The following is a 13,147-nucleotide window of genomic DNA, read 5'->3' on the forward strand; positions in this document are numbered from 1 at the left end:
AAAAAGGCCTTCCGTATAGGAAAGCCTTTCTGCTATATTCAAGAATTTTTTTGATTACCTTTCGCGGAAAATGATTCTTCCGCGGTTAAGGTCATAAGGTGAAAGTTCAACCTTTACGCTGTCACCTGGAACGATTCTGATGTAGTGCTTTCTCATCTTTCCGCTGAGGTGACCAAGAATGATATGACCGTTCTTGAGTTCTACACGGAACATTGTGTTTGGCAATGCTTCTTTTACGATACCTTCAACTTCGATAGCTTCGTCTTTGTTAGCCACAATTCCTCCAAAATATTTGCCTTTTCTAGAAAATATACTATACTATTATGAACAAAAGAAAAACGGCTGTCAACTAAAAACTACCGAACAGCCACAAGAGATGGGAGACACAATGAAAAAGGATTTCTTAGATAAACAGAAAAAGAAGCTTACTGCTGAACGCAACGAGCTGATCGATTCCCTCATCGGGCGTAATGATCAGTTTGAAAAGCTTGGTGGTGCAACAGAAAGTGGAGACGACGTAGACATCGCTTCTGACACTATAGATAGAACTCTTCTCAATTCCCTAGGGGAAGCAGATCAGTTCCGTCTCAAGATGATCGATGCCGCACTGGATAGAATCGTTCAGGGCACATACGGAATCTGTCTTGAATGTGGAGAACCGATTGCAGAAGCAAGACTCGATGCGATTCCTTACGCACCTTTCTGTGTCGGATGCCAGGCAGAATACGAGCGCCGTCAGTAATCAATCCAGATTAAATCTTTTGGAATTTAAGGCCGTCTTCATAGAACGCAAGTTCTGTGTAGCCGGCTTTTTTTATGTACTGAAGGGCTTCGTCAAACCAGCAGTCGATTCCGCCTGCGGTGTGGGCATCAGAATTAATTGTGAGCGGAACATTGTTTGCCTTGAGCTGTTCAAGAAGGTATGGGCTTGGGTAAGGACCCGATGCACCTAGCCTGCATATGGCACCAGTGTTCACTTCGACACAGACGCCAGATTTTCCGATTTCCTTTGCAAGGACCTTAAGTTCCTTTTTATACCAGGATTCGTTTTCGTCAAAGAGCTTTGTCTTTATGTTCTGCTTCTGGACAAGGTCGCAGTGGCCGAGGAACGTAAAGTCTCCGTCTTTCAGAAGCTTGCGTTCACAATGGAAATATTCCTGCACGGCTTTTTTTATCGAGCCACCGAAAAATTTCCCGATTCTTTCCTTTACGGAACTTTCGCCTCCGTCCGCCTCGTAGTATCCTCCCTTGCCTGGAACAAAGTGAACGGAGCCGATCAGATAGTCGGGCTTGAATTCCTTGTATGTGTCAAAGCAGGGGATGGAGATTCCATCTATGTATTCAACTTCAAAGCCAGTGTAGATTTTTATCCTGTCACTGTACTTTTCCTTGAGCCGGTTTATTTCCGCAACATAGTCGCCGTAATTTTTTATTCCGATGTGCCAGCCGCCCTCAAAGGGATACATGGCGTGGCTTGAAAAACCGAGTATTGAGATGTTCTTTTCGATTGCGGCAAGAACCATTTCCTCTGCAGTGTTTTTTGCATCGCAGAATTCTGTGTGGGTGTGATAGTTTGTTCTGATCATATGGATGTCTTCCAGTTGTTTACGATGTTGGTGAAGGTAATGAAGTCAATCTCGTAGTTGATTCTTGCCGATTCAAGGTCGGTAAGGTTTCTAGTCTTTGCTGCATCATTCATTTTTCGTCCAAGCTCTGCAAATCGGGTTGCGCTTACAGAAGCACTGCTTCCCTTCATCGTATGGGTATAAAGTTCAATCTTCTCGTAGTTGAGCGGAGTCTTCTTCAGTTCTTCCTTAAGGTTGTCCATGAGTTCTTTTGACTGGGTAATGTATTCGTCCATAAGGGAAATGGCGAATTCAATGTTCTGCCCAGTGGTGTCCATGAAGTCCTCGATGTTCCACATTTCGGAAGATTTGTTCTCGATGAAGGTAAGGGAAATGATGTCCTTTGCATTTGGAACCGTAAGAACGGAATTCCATTTGTCGAGGATTTCGCGGATGGTATTTCTCTTGAAAGGCTTTACGATGATGTCGTTGATTCCGATTTTCTTGTATGTCTTGAAGTCGTCGGAATCATTGTTTGCCGTACATGCAATGATGATTCCCTTGTAGCCCTTGTTCCTGAGCTCGATGGTTGCATCAATACCACTCTTAACCGGCATGAAGATGTCCATGAAGATAAGGTCGATTTCCGGATGGAGTGCAATCTGGTCAACGGCAACCTGACCGTTTTCTGCAAGGTATACAGTTGCTCCGAATTTCTTGAGGAAGGTTTCAAGAAGCCTCTGGTTGATAGGAGTATCTTCCGCAACGAGGATGGACATTCCGCTGGCAACCTGCTGGTCAAGGATGGAAGAGACTTTCTTCGTGCTGGTGTTCTCAAGGAATTCATCGACTCCTGTATTCTCTTTTTCCTTCTTGAGGTCAAAGGCGACTTCCAATGTGTCTTCCAGGGCCTTCTGCTTGATGGGCTTGTAGATGTATCCGTTGTACCAGTCAAGCATCTTCATCTTTGCATCCTGCCTGAGCTGTCCTTCTGGAACCATAAGGAACATCTTCATGCTTTCCGTGTTCGGAAGGGATCTTATCTCGCTTGCAAGTCTCCATCCGTCGACAGGATTCATGATAAGGTCGATGAAGGCAATGGTAAAAGGCTTTCCCTGCTGCTGTGCTTCCTTGATTTTCTGGACTGCGGTGTTTCCATTGTCGCAGAGGCTTATGTTCTTGACCCCGTAGAATTCAAGCTTGGACTTCATGGACTTGAGGGCAAGTGATTTATCATCGACTACAAGTACACGGGTGTTGTCAGGCACGGTGATTTTTCGTGAACGGTGCTTCTCTTCCTCTGAGCATTCAAGTGGAATTGCAAACCAGAAGTTTGAGCCGCCGTTAGGATTCTCTATGATGCCGATCTTTCCCTTCATAACCTTTACAAGATTCTTTGAGATTGAAAGACCAAGTCCAGTTCCGCTGCTTTTCTTTGTGGAGCTTCCATCCACCTGGTAGAAGTCGGTGAAGATGAGTCGTCTCTTGTCTTCTGGAACACCGATGCCGCTGTCAATGATTTCAAAAAGAAGGTATTTGTCCTTTACGGTTACGCGTATGTAGATGTATCCAGTCTCCGTGAATTTTGCGGCGTTCTTTACAAGATTTAGGATGATCTGCTGAATTCGTGTCGGATCACCAAGAAGGTTCTGAGGCAGCCTATAGTCTATGTCCGTGAGTACTTCGATTCCTCTGTTGAAGGCCTCGATGGTGATCAGGTCTACTACCCGTTCCGTAAGTTCAATGGCATCGTAAGGGCGTATCTCAAGCTTGAAGTTCTGTGAAGAAATTTTTGTAAAGTCCAGGACGTCGTTGGCAAGACCAAGGAGGGCGTTTGCGCTGAATTCAATCTGATGGATGAATTCAACCTGTTCCTTGTTGAGCGGAGTATCTTCAAGAAGTTCCAGGGTACTGATGATGGTCTGCAAAGGAGTGCGGACTTCATGCATGGTGCTGGCTATGAATCTGCTTCCGACTTCAACTGATGGTACTGCCATTGTATCTCCTGTATAAACTCCGTATAGACGGTAGAAATCGTTCTAGACTACCTGCCTGAATGCAATATCTCCAGTGCCTTGTTTAAGATGGCTCCTGGTTTCTGTGGCTTTACAAGGTAACTTTTAGCACCAAGTGAAAGGGCGTTCATTACGACATCCTTTGAAGAAGCCTTTGAATATATGAGTATAGGTGTCTGATAGTTCCTCTGCATTAGCGTCTTGAGGATACTGATTCCGTCCATGTCAGGAAGATAGAGGTCAAGGATGACTATGTCAAAGTCAGCGCCTTCAGTAATCGCCTTCATGAAAGAAGTGGCATTCTCAAAAAGGGTTGCTTCTCCACTTGCTGCGGTAAATGTGTTTTCAAGAAGCTTACGGACAACAACGTCGTCGTCAACAAGGGCAACTTTCATCATCGTTCCTGAGTTTGCATCTCCAGTGCTTCTGTCATCCATGAAACCGAGGGCAGTGTCGTCGGTAGGCCTGTCGGAATGGAGGATGTTGTCGTATATGAAATCCTTTGAGCCATAGTCAAGGCTGCTGTCATCATTCATGAGGGAGGAGATGACGTGCTGAAGGTTCTGTGAAACGACCATGCCGCTGTATTCAGGGTGTCCCTTTATCAGCTCGATTACAAATTCATCGAGGGAAAGAACCTTGATATATTTGTTTGGGATTCTTTTCCCTGCAGTGATGTTGTCCAGCAGAAGCTCAAGGTTTGCACCGTCAACGAAGGTGAGCTGAAGGTTTGTGAGCATGAGGATGACTTTAGGGATGTTTATCTTGTATTTGTCGATGATTTCTGAAAGCTTGTACTTAAGGAGCATAAGCTTTTCACGGTTAAGTCCCTGTGCAAGCTCCACGAAGATGATGCTGCCGTTAAGGTGTATGTCGAGGATGCAGGGAGTAGTGTCCATTGAAAGGGGCATCTTTAGGATGCGGCCGATGGAATCAAAAAAGACGTCGAATTTGATCGGTTTTGTGAAATACTTTACGACTCCGTATTCAACAAGGTTTGCGATCTTGCTGCGGTCCATTACTGGGCCTGTCATGATGATCGGTATTTTCTTTGCATTTGGATCAGTGCGCTTTTTGTCCAGGAGAAGATTCAGCTCTTCCTTGATCGAATCCTGAATTTCAATGATGATCAAATCTGGAAGAAGGGAAATCATCTTTGAATATGATTCTCTGCTGCTTGCGCATTCAAGCGTTACCTGTTCCGCAGCAACCTTGTCTCTAAGAAAATCCTGAAATAATGCCGATCCGTCGATGAGAAGTACAGATTTCATAATATACAATTTTATCCCTTTGGTAGTATAATTTCAATGAAAATATGGAGGACTTATGAAGAAGGTTATAGTATTTCTTGCACCTGGATTTGAAGAGGTTGAAGCCCTTACACCAGTGGACTATCTTCGCCGCGCAGGAGTAGAGGTTACGACAATAGCGACAGGAACCGCTTCAAGGAATGTGGAGGGAGCCAGAAAGATTACGGTGGTTGCCGACATGACCTTGGAAACCTATGTTTCTTCATGTGCGGAGCTTCCTGATGCTGTCATCGTTCCTGGAGGAATGCCTGGAACCGTAAATGTCAGTAAATGCCATCAGGCTCTATCCCTCATCGATAAGATGAATGAAGAAGGAAAGCTTGTGTGCGCCATCTGTGCCGCACCTGCTCTTGTTCTTTCTAGGACAAAGGCTCTCGTTGGAAGAAAATGGACCTGCTATCCAGACATGGAAGGCGAAGCAGGCGAATATGCCGCAAACCATGTAAAGGACGTTCCTTTCGTTCATTGCGAGAATGTCATCACATCCCGTGGAGCTGGAACGGCAGAACAGTTTGCCATGGAAATAATCCGTGAGCTTTGCGGGGAAGAAAAGAAAGAAGAAATCCGAAAGGGAACGATTCAGCGTTGATCCGTGACGATGGGGAATCAGCTGTTCTCCGTTGTCTGCTCAGGATCGCCAAGGACAAAGGTGCAGCCGTTGCAGAAGGCAAGGAATTCCGTGCGGCTGTTTACTCCCAGGTGATGGTATAGTTCTATCATCTGGGCTTTTACAGAACTTTCCGAAATGTTGTAGAGGGAAGCAATCTTGCTGTATTTTTCTCCCTTTAACACCCGTTCAAGAAATTCAATGTCGCGCTCCGTAAATTTTTCACGGCTTATGATTTTTTCCGATTTCATGGAATAGGCTTTTTCAACTCTAGGCAGCAGCATGAGATATGTCAGGTAGAAAATGTAGATTGCACCAAGTATGTAGAATACTGAAAGAAGGAAAGCAAGTTTTCCCGTATGAAAACACTGAACAAAGATACATGAAAGGGGAACAATCAGAAAGCTGACAATTTTTGTGTTCCTGCGGGTCTTTAGGAAGCCAGAAGTGTTCAGAAAGACAAGGGATGCCGAAATGCAAATGGCTCCAAGAACATTCCCGTTATCCAGGAAATTTCCACATCCATATATGTAGAAGAGAACAGAATAGGTTCTGAAGGATAATGGATTGAAAAATAAAAAAATAAAGAAATTTACTGCAAGAAAGTGGATTGCGATGCGGACTCCCTTCTGGAAAGTGTCTGCATCAGGATCGCAGTAATACTGAATTATGCAGACAACAAGGCAAAGGATTGTAAAGACGAGACCAATAGCCGATGCCCTTTTCCAGATTTTTTTGTCGATCAATTCCATAGGAAAAAATTATTTAATATCCCTGGATTCAACCATCACCTTTGTGATTTCACCGATATACATTGTGTGGAAGTCATCCTTGCGGTAATTCTGCTTGCATACTTTTTCTTCCGTAAAGCAGTTTGGATCGAATTCCTGGGCATAGAGCTTGTCGCAAAAAATTACGATTCTTGCCTGCTTGATCCATGGAGTTCCGTTCATGTAGTCCACTTCAAGCTTTGTTTTCTGGAACTTATCCTCATCGCGTCCTGAGTGTGAACCGCAGTAGTCAAGGGCAGACTTATATTTCTGTGGAAGAACGCTTAGAGAGAAGCTGTCTGTAGAATCAATGATTTCCTTTGTGTAGCGGCTAGGGCGAAGGTAGATTGTGGCGACATTCTTGTTCCAGAGAACTCCAACGCCACCCCAGCTTGCCGTCATTGCGTTTGGACGACCGGTGATGATTTTTCCTTCTTCATCATATTTTTTTGTACATGCGCTTACGAGCATCCAGTCCTTGCCGATCATCTTGAAGGCATTGTCTGTAAGTAATTCAGGTTTGATTGTCTTTAACATAATAAAAAAAATTATATAGGAATTGCAGGCAAAAAAAAAGACCGGCAAAAGGAAGGAGGCTCCCCATCACCGGTCAGGACTTAATTCTTTTTGATTTTACATTGTCCACTTCCAGAATACTGGAACTGCAAATGCCTTTGTCTTGTCGCATGTAAAGAAATCAAATTCAACACCAATTTGGTTATGTTCATCGATTGTATATTCCGTTCCCACAAGAACGCTGTAGATATTTTTGTTGTTGTCCTTTGTGTCAGAGTTAAGATCCATAAGAGTCTTTCCACCTGCATTGAGAACAAGCTGTTCGTTGACAGGTATTCCAACAACGGCGGCTGAATAAAGGTCATAGTCGCCTTCATCATTCTTTGTATTGTAGAGGGCTTCGGCAACAACAGAGAATGCTTCCTTTTCCAAAGAGAGGTTTGCGTTGATGATGTTTTTTCCAGTTACACCATAGTCCGTTCCAAGAACGGAAATAAGGTCGTCAAATCCTGCATCTTTTCCTTTTGCATTTGAGAAACCACCACCGATGGTAAGACCTTCAACTGCACCAAAAAGATCAGGGAATGAAACAGTAACACCCACAAGGCGTGTGTCGCTGTTTGAGATATCCTTTACCGTAAATCCAACCTGGAAAAGGTCGTCGGTATAGATTGCTCCAAGACCAAGATTTACATACTTGTCATCATCGGTTTCTGTTTCGTTGTCATCTTCATCTTTGATTGTCTTTTTTGCCTTAAGCCAGTTTGGCTTTTTACCAAATTCATCTTCCGTCTTTGTGAATTCAAATGGAAGTGTCGCACCAAGGCGCAGTTTGTTTTCAAAAATAGATGGACGGTAAACTACAGTGAATCCATTTGAACCGATGTTTCCGTTGGCAAGGTTGTCGTCGTAAATCGGAAGGGCAGAACCTTCAGTATAGATGTTGTCGTGGAGACCGATTGTAACAGGCTGGAACAATCTCCATTCAAGATACCAGTCATCAATGTATCCGTCCATGCCAAAATGCCTGTCGTCAAAATCATCAATGCCTGCAATTACCTTGAGGGCTGCATCAACATGTTCTGATTTGTATTCAACATTCATTTCGTCCTTGACTACAGGGAAATCCTTTTGTGTTTCCCCATCATTGTTTGCATAGAAATAATCCTCTTCAAAAATCTTGTTGTAGAAAGATACGGATGATTCAGCAAAAGCTGATCCAATCAAAGCTAGAGCTGTCAAAGCAGCAAGTGCAATTTTTTTCATCAGAAACTCCTGAAAATTGAAATAAAGTGTGTTCGCAATTTTGAAAGTTAGCAAACACTAACAAAAGATAGTTATATTTAACTTTTTAGTCAATATGCATTGAAGTACAATTTTATTTTTCTGCAGTTTTACAGCAGGATTTTTCATGTTAGAATGAATCGATAAAAAGTAAAAAAAGGGAATTGGAAATGAAAAAAAAGATTGTTCTGATTGTATTGGCTGCATTTGGTTTTGTTTTGCTTGCAGGCTGTAATAAAGAAAAAGCTTCAGCCGTAGAATCTGCATCGGACAGAAATTCTGAAGAAATCCAGGAGCAGTGGACTGAAAAAGAACTTGCAGAATACCTTTCTTCAGCGGAAAAATGGTGCATTGATGAAACCACTCTCTATGATTCCTATTCGGCAGATGGAAAATTTGCTTCATGGCACGATGGAAAGGGAGAAGCTGCCATTGGAACCTGGAAGGCTGTTTCACCTGCAACTGTAGAGATTGAATTCAACACTGGCAAAATCGAAAAGATAAGCATTACGGAAATTGCCTCAGATTCCTTTGTCTGGAACGGCCATAGGGCAAAGGCTGAAGATTCAAGAATTTCTGATGGATTGAAGAAAAAGATCCCTCTGTTCAGGAACCTTGATCTTTCATCCCTGAAAGAAAATGGCGGTGCCTCAGAAAAGTATTACATCTATCCTGAAACCATTGAAAAACGCGTATGCACTGATGACGGTTCAAGCCTTAACTACAGGGAAGAACCTATGAACGGAACAAAGCTCGGCAAATTTGAAGACGGTATGCATCTGTACATTACAAAGCGCACTTTTGAAAAGTATACGGTGGACGGCCTCACTGACCATTGGTATTACGCTGTTTCCTATGCGGACATAGAACCTTTTGGCGGCTGGGTATTCGGCGGCTATCTTAAAGACTATGATTCTCTTCCGGAAGGAAATGGCGACGGCAAGGTTGATCTAAAATTGCTTATAGGCTTATGGGAAGATGACAGTCTTCTTCTAGATATTGATGATGAAAATTTCTTCCTTAGGATGAAGGAAAGCGAAGGCTTTGGTGGACGATGGTCCTTAAGAAGTGGAAATAAACTGTTCGTAGACAATATTCAGATATATGATGAAGATCCCTGGTCTGTTGAATATGAAATTACAGAATGCGGCGAGGATTCCCTGGTTCTTGTAAGGACCGAAGACAACTGGAAGATTGAATTATGGCGTAGGGAAGGAAAATAATTTTTTTGTTTGTCTTTTAAAACAAGTCTGTGTCTGGAAATTGTATTGCTATAGGATATGTGGTGGTTGAGGCTCTCGAAACTACCACATATTTTGTGGATATTGCTTGATTTCGACAGGCGGCTACGCTCACTGACGGCGACCTCCTGTCGCCTTTTCCTCCCACTTGGTCGGATTTTCAAGGTAGCCTTTACACCAACAGGGAATCTGTTGGTGCGGCGAAAGTTACAAAAGGTAACGGTATCTACAAAAGCAAATGCTTTCGCCGGCTAACGGGTTCAAGTCCCTCTTTCGTTTTGCTTGCTTTTAAAACAACAAAGGCCTTACAACTTTTGTGTAAGACCTTTGTCTTTTATGGAGATGACGGGAGTTAAACTTGGATCCTGTAAAAAAACTGATGCGGCTCTTGCTATGTGAACCCGTCCCTTCGGTCGTCGCCCTCCATGGCTCCTCCCTTTGGGCGGCTACACTCACTGACGGCGACCTCCTGTCGCCTTTTCCTCCCGCTTGGTCGGCGTTCGCTTCGCTAACGGGTTCAAGTCCCTTTCTGTTTTGCTTGTCTTTAAAACAAAAAGAGGTCTTGCACTTTTATGCAAAACCTCTGATTTAACTATGGAGATGACGGGACTTGAACCCGTTACCTCTAGCATGCCATGCTAGCGCTCTAGCCAGGTGAGCTACACCCCCGGATGAATAGAATATATCAACGTTGATGAAAAAAATCAATGGAAAAAAAAACGGATCGCTCTAAGGAGGAAACAAGCGATCCGAATCTATAAAAAAAATTAAAATTTGCTGCTAAAGAAAAAATATAACAAATTCATAATGTAGTCAATACTTTTTTGAAGAAAATTTGTGAAATCTTTTGCAAATAGTGCAGTATTTTGCAGACGATGACAAAAAACTTGGATTCTTTGCAATTTTGTGCATCTTTCATGACTTTTCTTAGATTTTACTATTCAAAATAGTGCATTTATTGTAGACTTCATCACCATGAGCAAGAAGTTTTTATCGCTTTTTATGGCATCGGCACTGACGGCATCGACCGTTTCGTTTGCTTCTCCTATCAAGGCAATTCATTTTGATGGACTCAAAAAGACAAAGGAATTCATCCTTCAGCGTGATGTTGAGGGGTTTTTGGGAAAGGAAGCCGATGAGAATACGATTCATGCTCTTGAGACTCTCTTGCAGAAGGAAGGGTTGTTTTCGGAGATAAAGCTTTCTCAGTCAGAATCGGCTGACGGAACGGAGATCACGGCGACGGTAAAAGAAAAGATCACTTTCATTCCGCTTCCTCTTTTTTCCGTGTCGGGTGGCAAGGCAATGGGTGGTGCATTCCTCATCGATTCCAATGCCTTTGGTCTTAAGCATACAGTTGCTCTTGGAGGATTCTTTTCTTCCTCGGAATATCGCGGAATCTGGATGTATGGAAGACCTCCTAAAGGACATGTTCCAGGTGTAACCCTGTTTGGTTCAGCTGGAAAGAAAAATCAGAAATATGTGAACATCGATGATGTTGAATGCATAGACTATGACATGGTTTCTGCCAACAGCGGAATCACATTGACGGAGGTTTTCACAGGCTATCTGTCTGCATCCATGTCGGCAAATTTTGGCTTCAAGGATTTTGATGAACGGGACAAAGGTACAATTGAAAGCAACCGCTATGTTGATCTTAAGCCTTCCGTCAGGCTTGGATCCTCTGACTGGAATGGGGTGTTCATGTCGACAAAATCTTTGAGCTATACCAATGAGACGGTCATCTACACAAATCATTATGTGTGGCATGTGTTCTCGCCATCCATTGTTTTCCAGCAGCCAATTTTCTCCGATGACCTTAGGTTCATCTTTGGTGCCAACGGCGTACATTGCAAGTATGTTCCGTATTCAGCTTATGTCGGCAACGGCGCCCTCGGTGTCAGCATCCTGCCTTCAAAATTCGGTACACGCAGCGGTGTGGGAATGTCTGCGGGTCTTGAGTATGCAGCCTTCAAGACAAAGATCGGTCTTTTCTCTGTGTACGGAAGCTACCAGTGCGCAAAGGTAGAGGACTTTGACGACGAGTATAAATTCAACCAGGGATTCGGCGGTGGAATGACCATGTATCTTAAGCAGATCGCCATCCCAGCCATGAACCTTGGCATCTACTACAATACGACGAAAAAAGAAATGCACAGCAGCTTCTCGATCGGAATGACTCTCTAGATTCGGTTTAAATGAATAGAGGCTCCAGCGTTCACCGGAGCCTCTATCGTTCGGTTTCCCGAACTAAAGGAGAGAGTTTTATCAGCTTTATAAGCTGATTTAAATATACTTCGTTGCTTTCCTTATGTCAAGGTTTTTGTCGAATTATTTTGCAATGCCCCTCTATGCGGCGATGATCTTTATCTTCTGTTCCTGGGCTTCTTCCTTGCGTCCAATTTCAATACAGAGAACGCCGTTCTTGAAGTTTGCGGTTACCTTTGAAGGATTGATGTCCTTAGGCAGTGTGAATGTTCTACGGAACTGTGTCGTTGCTGCTGTCCTTTCACGCACAAGCCAGATTTCCCTGTCCGCGTTGTCATCCTTCTTTTCTTCCTTTGTTTTTTCTGCAGAGGCGATGGTAAGCACATCGTTCTTGAGGGTAATCTCGACATCGTTCTCAGTTTTTCCAGGAAGATCCATGCAGAGAACATAGCTGTCCTTTTTCTGCAACACATCAACCTTTGGTGTCATGTAGGCGTTGCGTACAGATGGGAATGTGAAACCGTCGTTTCCAAAGAGTGAATCCAAAAGTGAAAGTTCGTTCATAATCTTAACCCTCCTAGGTTATATAAAATTGTTTTTGTGAAGTTTTGATGCTGTAAGGTTGTTCCTGCCTTACACTTACTATAGTGCATATTCCGTGCCAACTAATAATAAATTTAATAAAATATTTGATTTTATTCATTGCGGGGCAAAATGACAGGGGATAAAGTATGGTCCTGCCGGTGACATTTTCATTGCGTGTCATTCTGATACACCATTTTGAATTTGATGAAAATTCCGTGCCATATGTACTCAGAGGATAGTAATTTTAAGAAAAAAGTGATCTCGGTAAAAATGTTGTTTTTCCAACAAATCAAACTTGTAGTGTCAGTACTTGATGGCCGATGATTTTGTTTCCGTATATTGCTTTTTAATACAGTTTTGTTGACGATAAAAAAAATTACTTGTATAATTTTTAGTTACATATATATATGGAGGACATTAATGGCTAAGACCAAATATGTTTATTACTTTGGTGACGGTGATGCAGAAGGCGACGAGTCAATGCGTCTCATCCTCGGTGGAAAGGGTGCTAACCTTGCTCAGATGGCAAAGAAACCTTTGAGCCTTCCAGTTCCATCAGGATTCACAATTTCTATCGATGTTTGTCAGGAATACTACAAGCTCGGACGCAAGTATCCTGAATCACTTGCAGCAGAAGTAGCAAAGAACCTTGCTAAACTCGAAAAGTCTATGGGCAAGAAGCTCGGTGACGAAAAGGATCCACTCCTTGTTTCAGTTCGCTCAGGTGCTGCAGAATCTATGCCAGGTATGATGGACACAATCCTCAACCTCGGTCTCAATGACAAGTCAGTAATTGGTCTTGCAACAAAGACAAATAACCCACGCTTTGCATGGGATGCATACCGCCGCTTCATCCAGATGTTCGGAAACGTAGCAATGGGTGTTGAACACGATAAGTTCGAAGAAATTATCGCAGAAGTTAAGTCACACCGCGGTATCAAAGAAGATACAGAACTCACAACAGAAGAACTCCAGGAAATCGTTGCAAAGTACAAGGAAATGTACAAGAAAGAAAAGGGCGAAGATTTCCCACAGGACCCACAGGA

At 43.1% G+C, this 13,147-nt stretch carries 13 protein-coding genes and 1 tRNA gene; 5 read left to right on the plus strand and 9 right to left on the minus strand.

What is annotated here, in order from left to right; translation table 11 throughout:
* Positions 1-54: 54 nt before the first annotated feature.
* Positions 55-276, minus strand: a complete 222-nt coding sequence (gene infA, locus ACKI39_RS04430) for a translation initiation factor IF-1 (protein ID WP_318689404.1) — start codon at positions 274-276, stop codon at positions 55-57.
* 112 nt (positions 277-388) lie between these two features.
* Here infA and ACKI39_RS04435 point away from each other — a divergent pair, with 112 nt between their 5' ends.
* Entirely contained in the window at positions 389-742 is a 354-nt protein-coding gene (locus ACKI39_RS04435) for a TraR/DksA family transcriptional regulator (protein ID WP_407398053.1), read from the plus strand.
* A 10-nt stretch (positions 743-752) separates the two neighbouring features.
* Here the strand turns inward: ACKI39_RS04435 and ACKI39_RS04440 are convergent, their stop codons facing one another.
* From ACKI39_RS04440 to ACKI39_RS04450, 3 genes are read right to left on the minus strand one after another with little or no spacing between them, the layout of a single operon-like run.
* A complete protein-coding gene (locus ACKI39_RS04440) occupies positions 753-1,586 on the minus strand; it encodes a histidinol-phosphatase (RefSeq protein ID WP_407398055.1) in 834 nt (277 codons plus the stop codon).
* Positions 1,583-3,562 carry a hybrid sensor histidine kinase/response regulator gene (locus tag ACKI39_RS04445; protein WP_407398057.1) on the minus strand — a complete coding sequence of 660 codons (1,980 nt, stop codon included), beginning with the start codon at positions 3,560-3,562 and terminating at the stop codon, positions 1,583-1,585. The genes ACKI39_RS04440 and ACKI39_RS04445 overlap by 4 nt, the downstream gene beginning before the upstream one ends.
* Before the next feature lie 47 nt (positions 3,563-3,609).
* Positions 3,610-4,851 (minus strand): response regulator, encoded by a 1,242-nt coding sequence (locus ACKI39_RS04450; protein ID WP_407398059.1) that lies wholly within the window; start codon positions 4,849-4,851, stop codon positions 3,610-3,612.
* 55 nt (positions 4,852-4,906) lie between these two features.
* On the opposite strand from ACKI39_RS04450, the gene ACKI39_RS04455 reads away from it, so the two are divergent.
* On the plus strand, positions 4,907-5,479 hold the full coding sequence (locus ACKI39_RS04455; RefSeq protein ID WP_407398061.1) for a DJ-1 family glyoxalase III: 573 nt from the start codon (positions 4,907-4,909) through the stop codon (positions 5,477-5,479).
* A 17-nt stretch (positions 5,480-5,496) separates the two neighbouring features.
* Here ACKI39_RS04455 and ACKI39_RS04460 read toward each other — a convergent pair whose 3' ends face one another.
* The 3 genes from ACKI39_RS04460 to ACKI39_RS04470 form a co-directional block, all read right to left on the minus strand.
* Positions 5,497-6,249 carry a helix-turn-helix transcriptional regulator gene (locus ACKI39_RS04460; RefSeq protein ID WP_407398063.1) on the minus strand — a complete coding sequence of 251 codons (753 nt, stop codon included), beginning with the start codon at positions 6,247-6,249 and terminating at the stop codon, positions 5,497-5,499.
* Positions 6,250-6,258: 9 nt separating this feature from the next.
* Positions 6,259-6,804, minus strand: coding sequence for a flavin reductase family protein (locus ACKI39_RS04465; protein ID WP_407398065.1), 546 nt, complete (start codon positions 6,802-6,804; stop codon positions 6,259-6,261).
* 96 nt (positions 6,805-6,900) lie between these two features.
* Entirely contained in the window at positions 6,901-8,049 is a 1,149-nt protein-coding gene (locus ACKI39_RS04470; protein WP_407398067.1) for a hypothetical protein, read from the minus strand.
* A 188-nt stretch (positions 8,050-8,237) separates the two neighbouring features.
* Between ACKI39_RS04470 and ACKI39_RS04475 the strand changes: the two genes are divergently transcribed.
* Positions 8,238-9,290, plus strand: coding sequence for a hypothetical protein (locus ACKI39_RS04475; protein WP_407398069.1), 1,053 nt, complete (start codon positions 8,238-8,240; stop codon positions 9,288-9,290).
* 613 nt (positions 9,291-9,903) lie between these two features.
* On the opposite strand, the gene ACKI39_RS04480 is transcribed toward ACKI39_RS04475, so the two are convergent.
* Positions 9,904-9,977: transfer RNA gene (locus tag ACKI39_RS04480), tRNA-Ala, on the minus strand.
* Between the two features lie 306 nt (positions 9,978-10,283).
* Between ACKI39_RS04480 and ACKI39_RS04485 the strand changes: the two genes are divergently transcribed.
* Positions 10,284-11,495, plus strand: coding sequence for a BamA/TamA family outer membrane protein (locus ACKI39_RS04485; protein WP_407398071.1), 1,212 nt, complete (start codon positions 10,284-10,286; stop codon positions 11,493-11,495).
* A 162-nt stretch (positions 11,496-11,657) separates the two neighbouring features.
* Here ACKI39_RS04485 and ACKI39_RS04490 read toward each other — a convergent pair whose 3' ends face one another.
* On the minus strand, positions 11,658-12,080 hold the full coding sequence (locus ACKI39_RS04490) for an Hsp20/alpha crystallin family protein (protein ID WP_407398073.1): 423 nt from the start codon (positions 12,078-12,080) through the stop codon (positions 11,658-11,660).
* Between the two features lie 441 nt (positions 12,081-12,521).
* Between ACKI39_RS04490 and ACKI39_RS04495 the strand changes: the two genes are divergently transcribed.
* On the plus strand, positions 12,522-13,147 hold a 626-nt coding region (locus tag ACKI39_RS04495), incomplete at its 3' end, for a PEP/pyruvate-binding domain-containing protein (protein WP_407398075.1).

Source organism: Treponema sp., assembly GCF_045641405.1.
Taxonomy (GTDB): domain Bacteria; phylum Spirochaetota; class Spirochaetia; order Treponematales; family Treponemataceae; genus Treponema_D.

Bases quoted from the DNA above. Each gene is read 5' to 3' on its own strand.
- ACKI39_RS04435 (WP_407398053.1), top strand. From the start codon at position 389: ATGAAAAAGGATTTCTTAGATAAACAGAAAAAGAAGCTTACTGCTGAA.
- ACKI39_RS04440 (WP_407398055.1), bottom strand. From the start codon at position 1,586: ATGATCAGAACAAACTATCACACCCACACAGAATTCTGCGATGCAAAA.
- ACKI39_RS04445 (WP_407398057.1), bottom strand. From the start codon at position 3,562: ATGGCAGTACCATCAGTTGAAGTCGGAAGCAGATTCATAGCCAGCACC.
- ACKI39_RS04450 (WP_407398059.1), bottom strand. From the start codon at position 4,851: ATGAAATCTGTACTTCTCATCGACGGATCGGCATTATTTCAGGATTTT.
- ACKI39_RS04455 (WP_407398061.1), top strand. From the start codon at position 4,907: ATGAAGAAGGTTATAGTATTTCTTGCACCTGGATTTGAAGAGGTTGAA.
- ACKI39_RS04460 (WP_407398063.1), bottom strand. From the start codon at position 6,249: ATGGAATTGATCGACAAAAAAATCTGGAAAAGGGCATCGGCTATTGGT.
- ACKI39_RS04465 (WP_407398065.1), bottom strand. From the start codon at position 6,804: ATGTTAAAGACAATCAAACCTGAATTACTTACAGACAATGCCTTCAAG.
- ACKI39_RS04470 (WP_407398067.1), bottom strand. From the start codon at position 8,049: ATGAAAAAAATTGCACTTGCTGCTTTGACAGCTCTAGCTTTGATTGGA.
- ACKI39_RS04475 (WP_407398069.1), top strand. From the start codon at position 8,238: ATGAAAAAAAAGATTGTTCTGATTGTATTGGCTGCATTTGGTTTTGTT.
- ACKI39_RS04485 (WP_407398071.1), top strand. From the start codon at position 10,284: ATGAGCAAGAAGTTTTTATCGCTTTTTATGGCATCGGCACTGACGGCA.
- ACKI39_RS04490 (WP_407398073.1), bottom strand. From the start codon at position 12,080: ATGAACGAACTTTCACTTTTGGATTCACTCTTTGGAAACGACGGTTTC.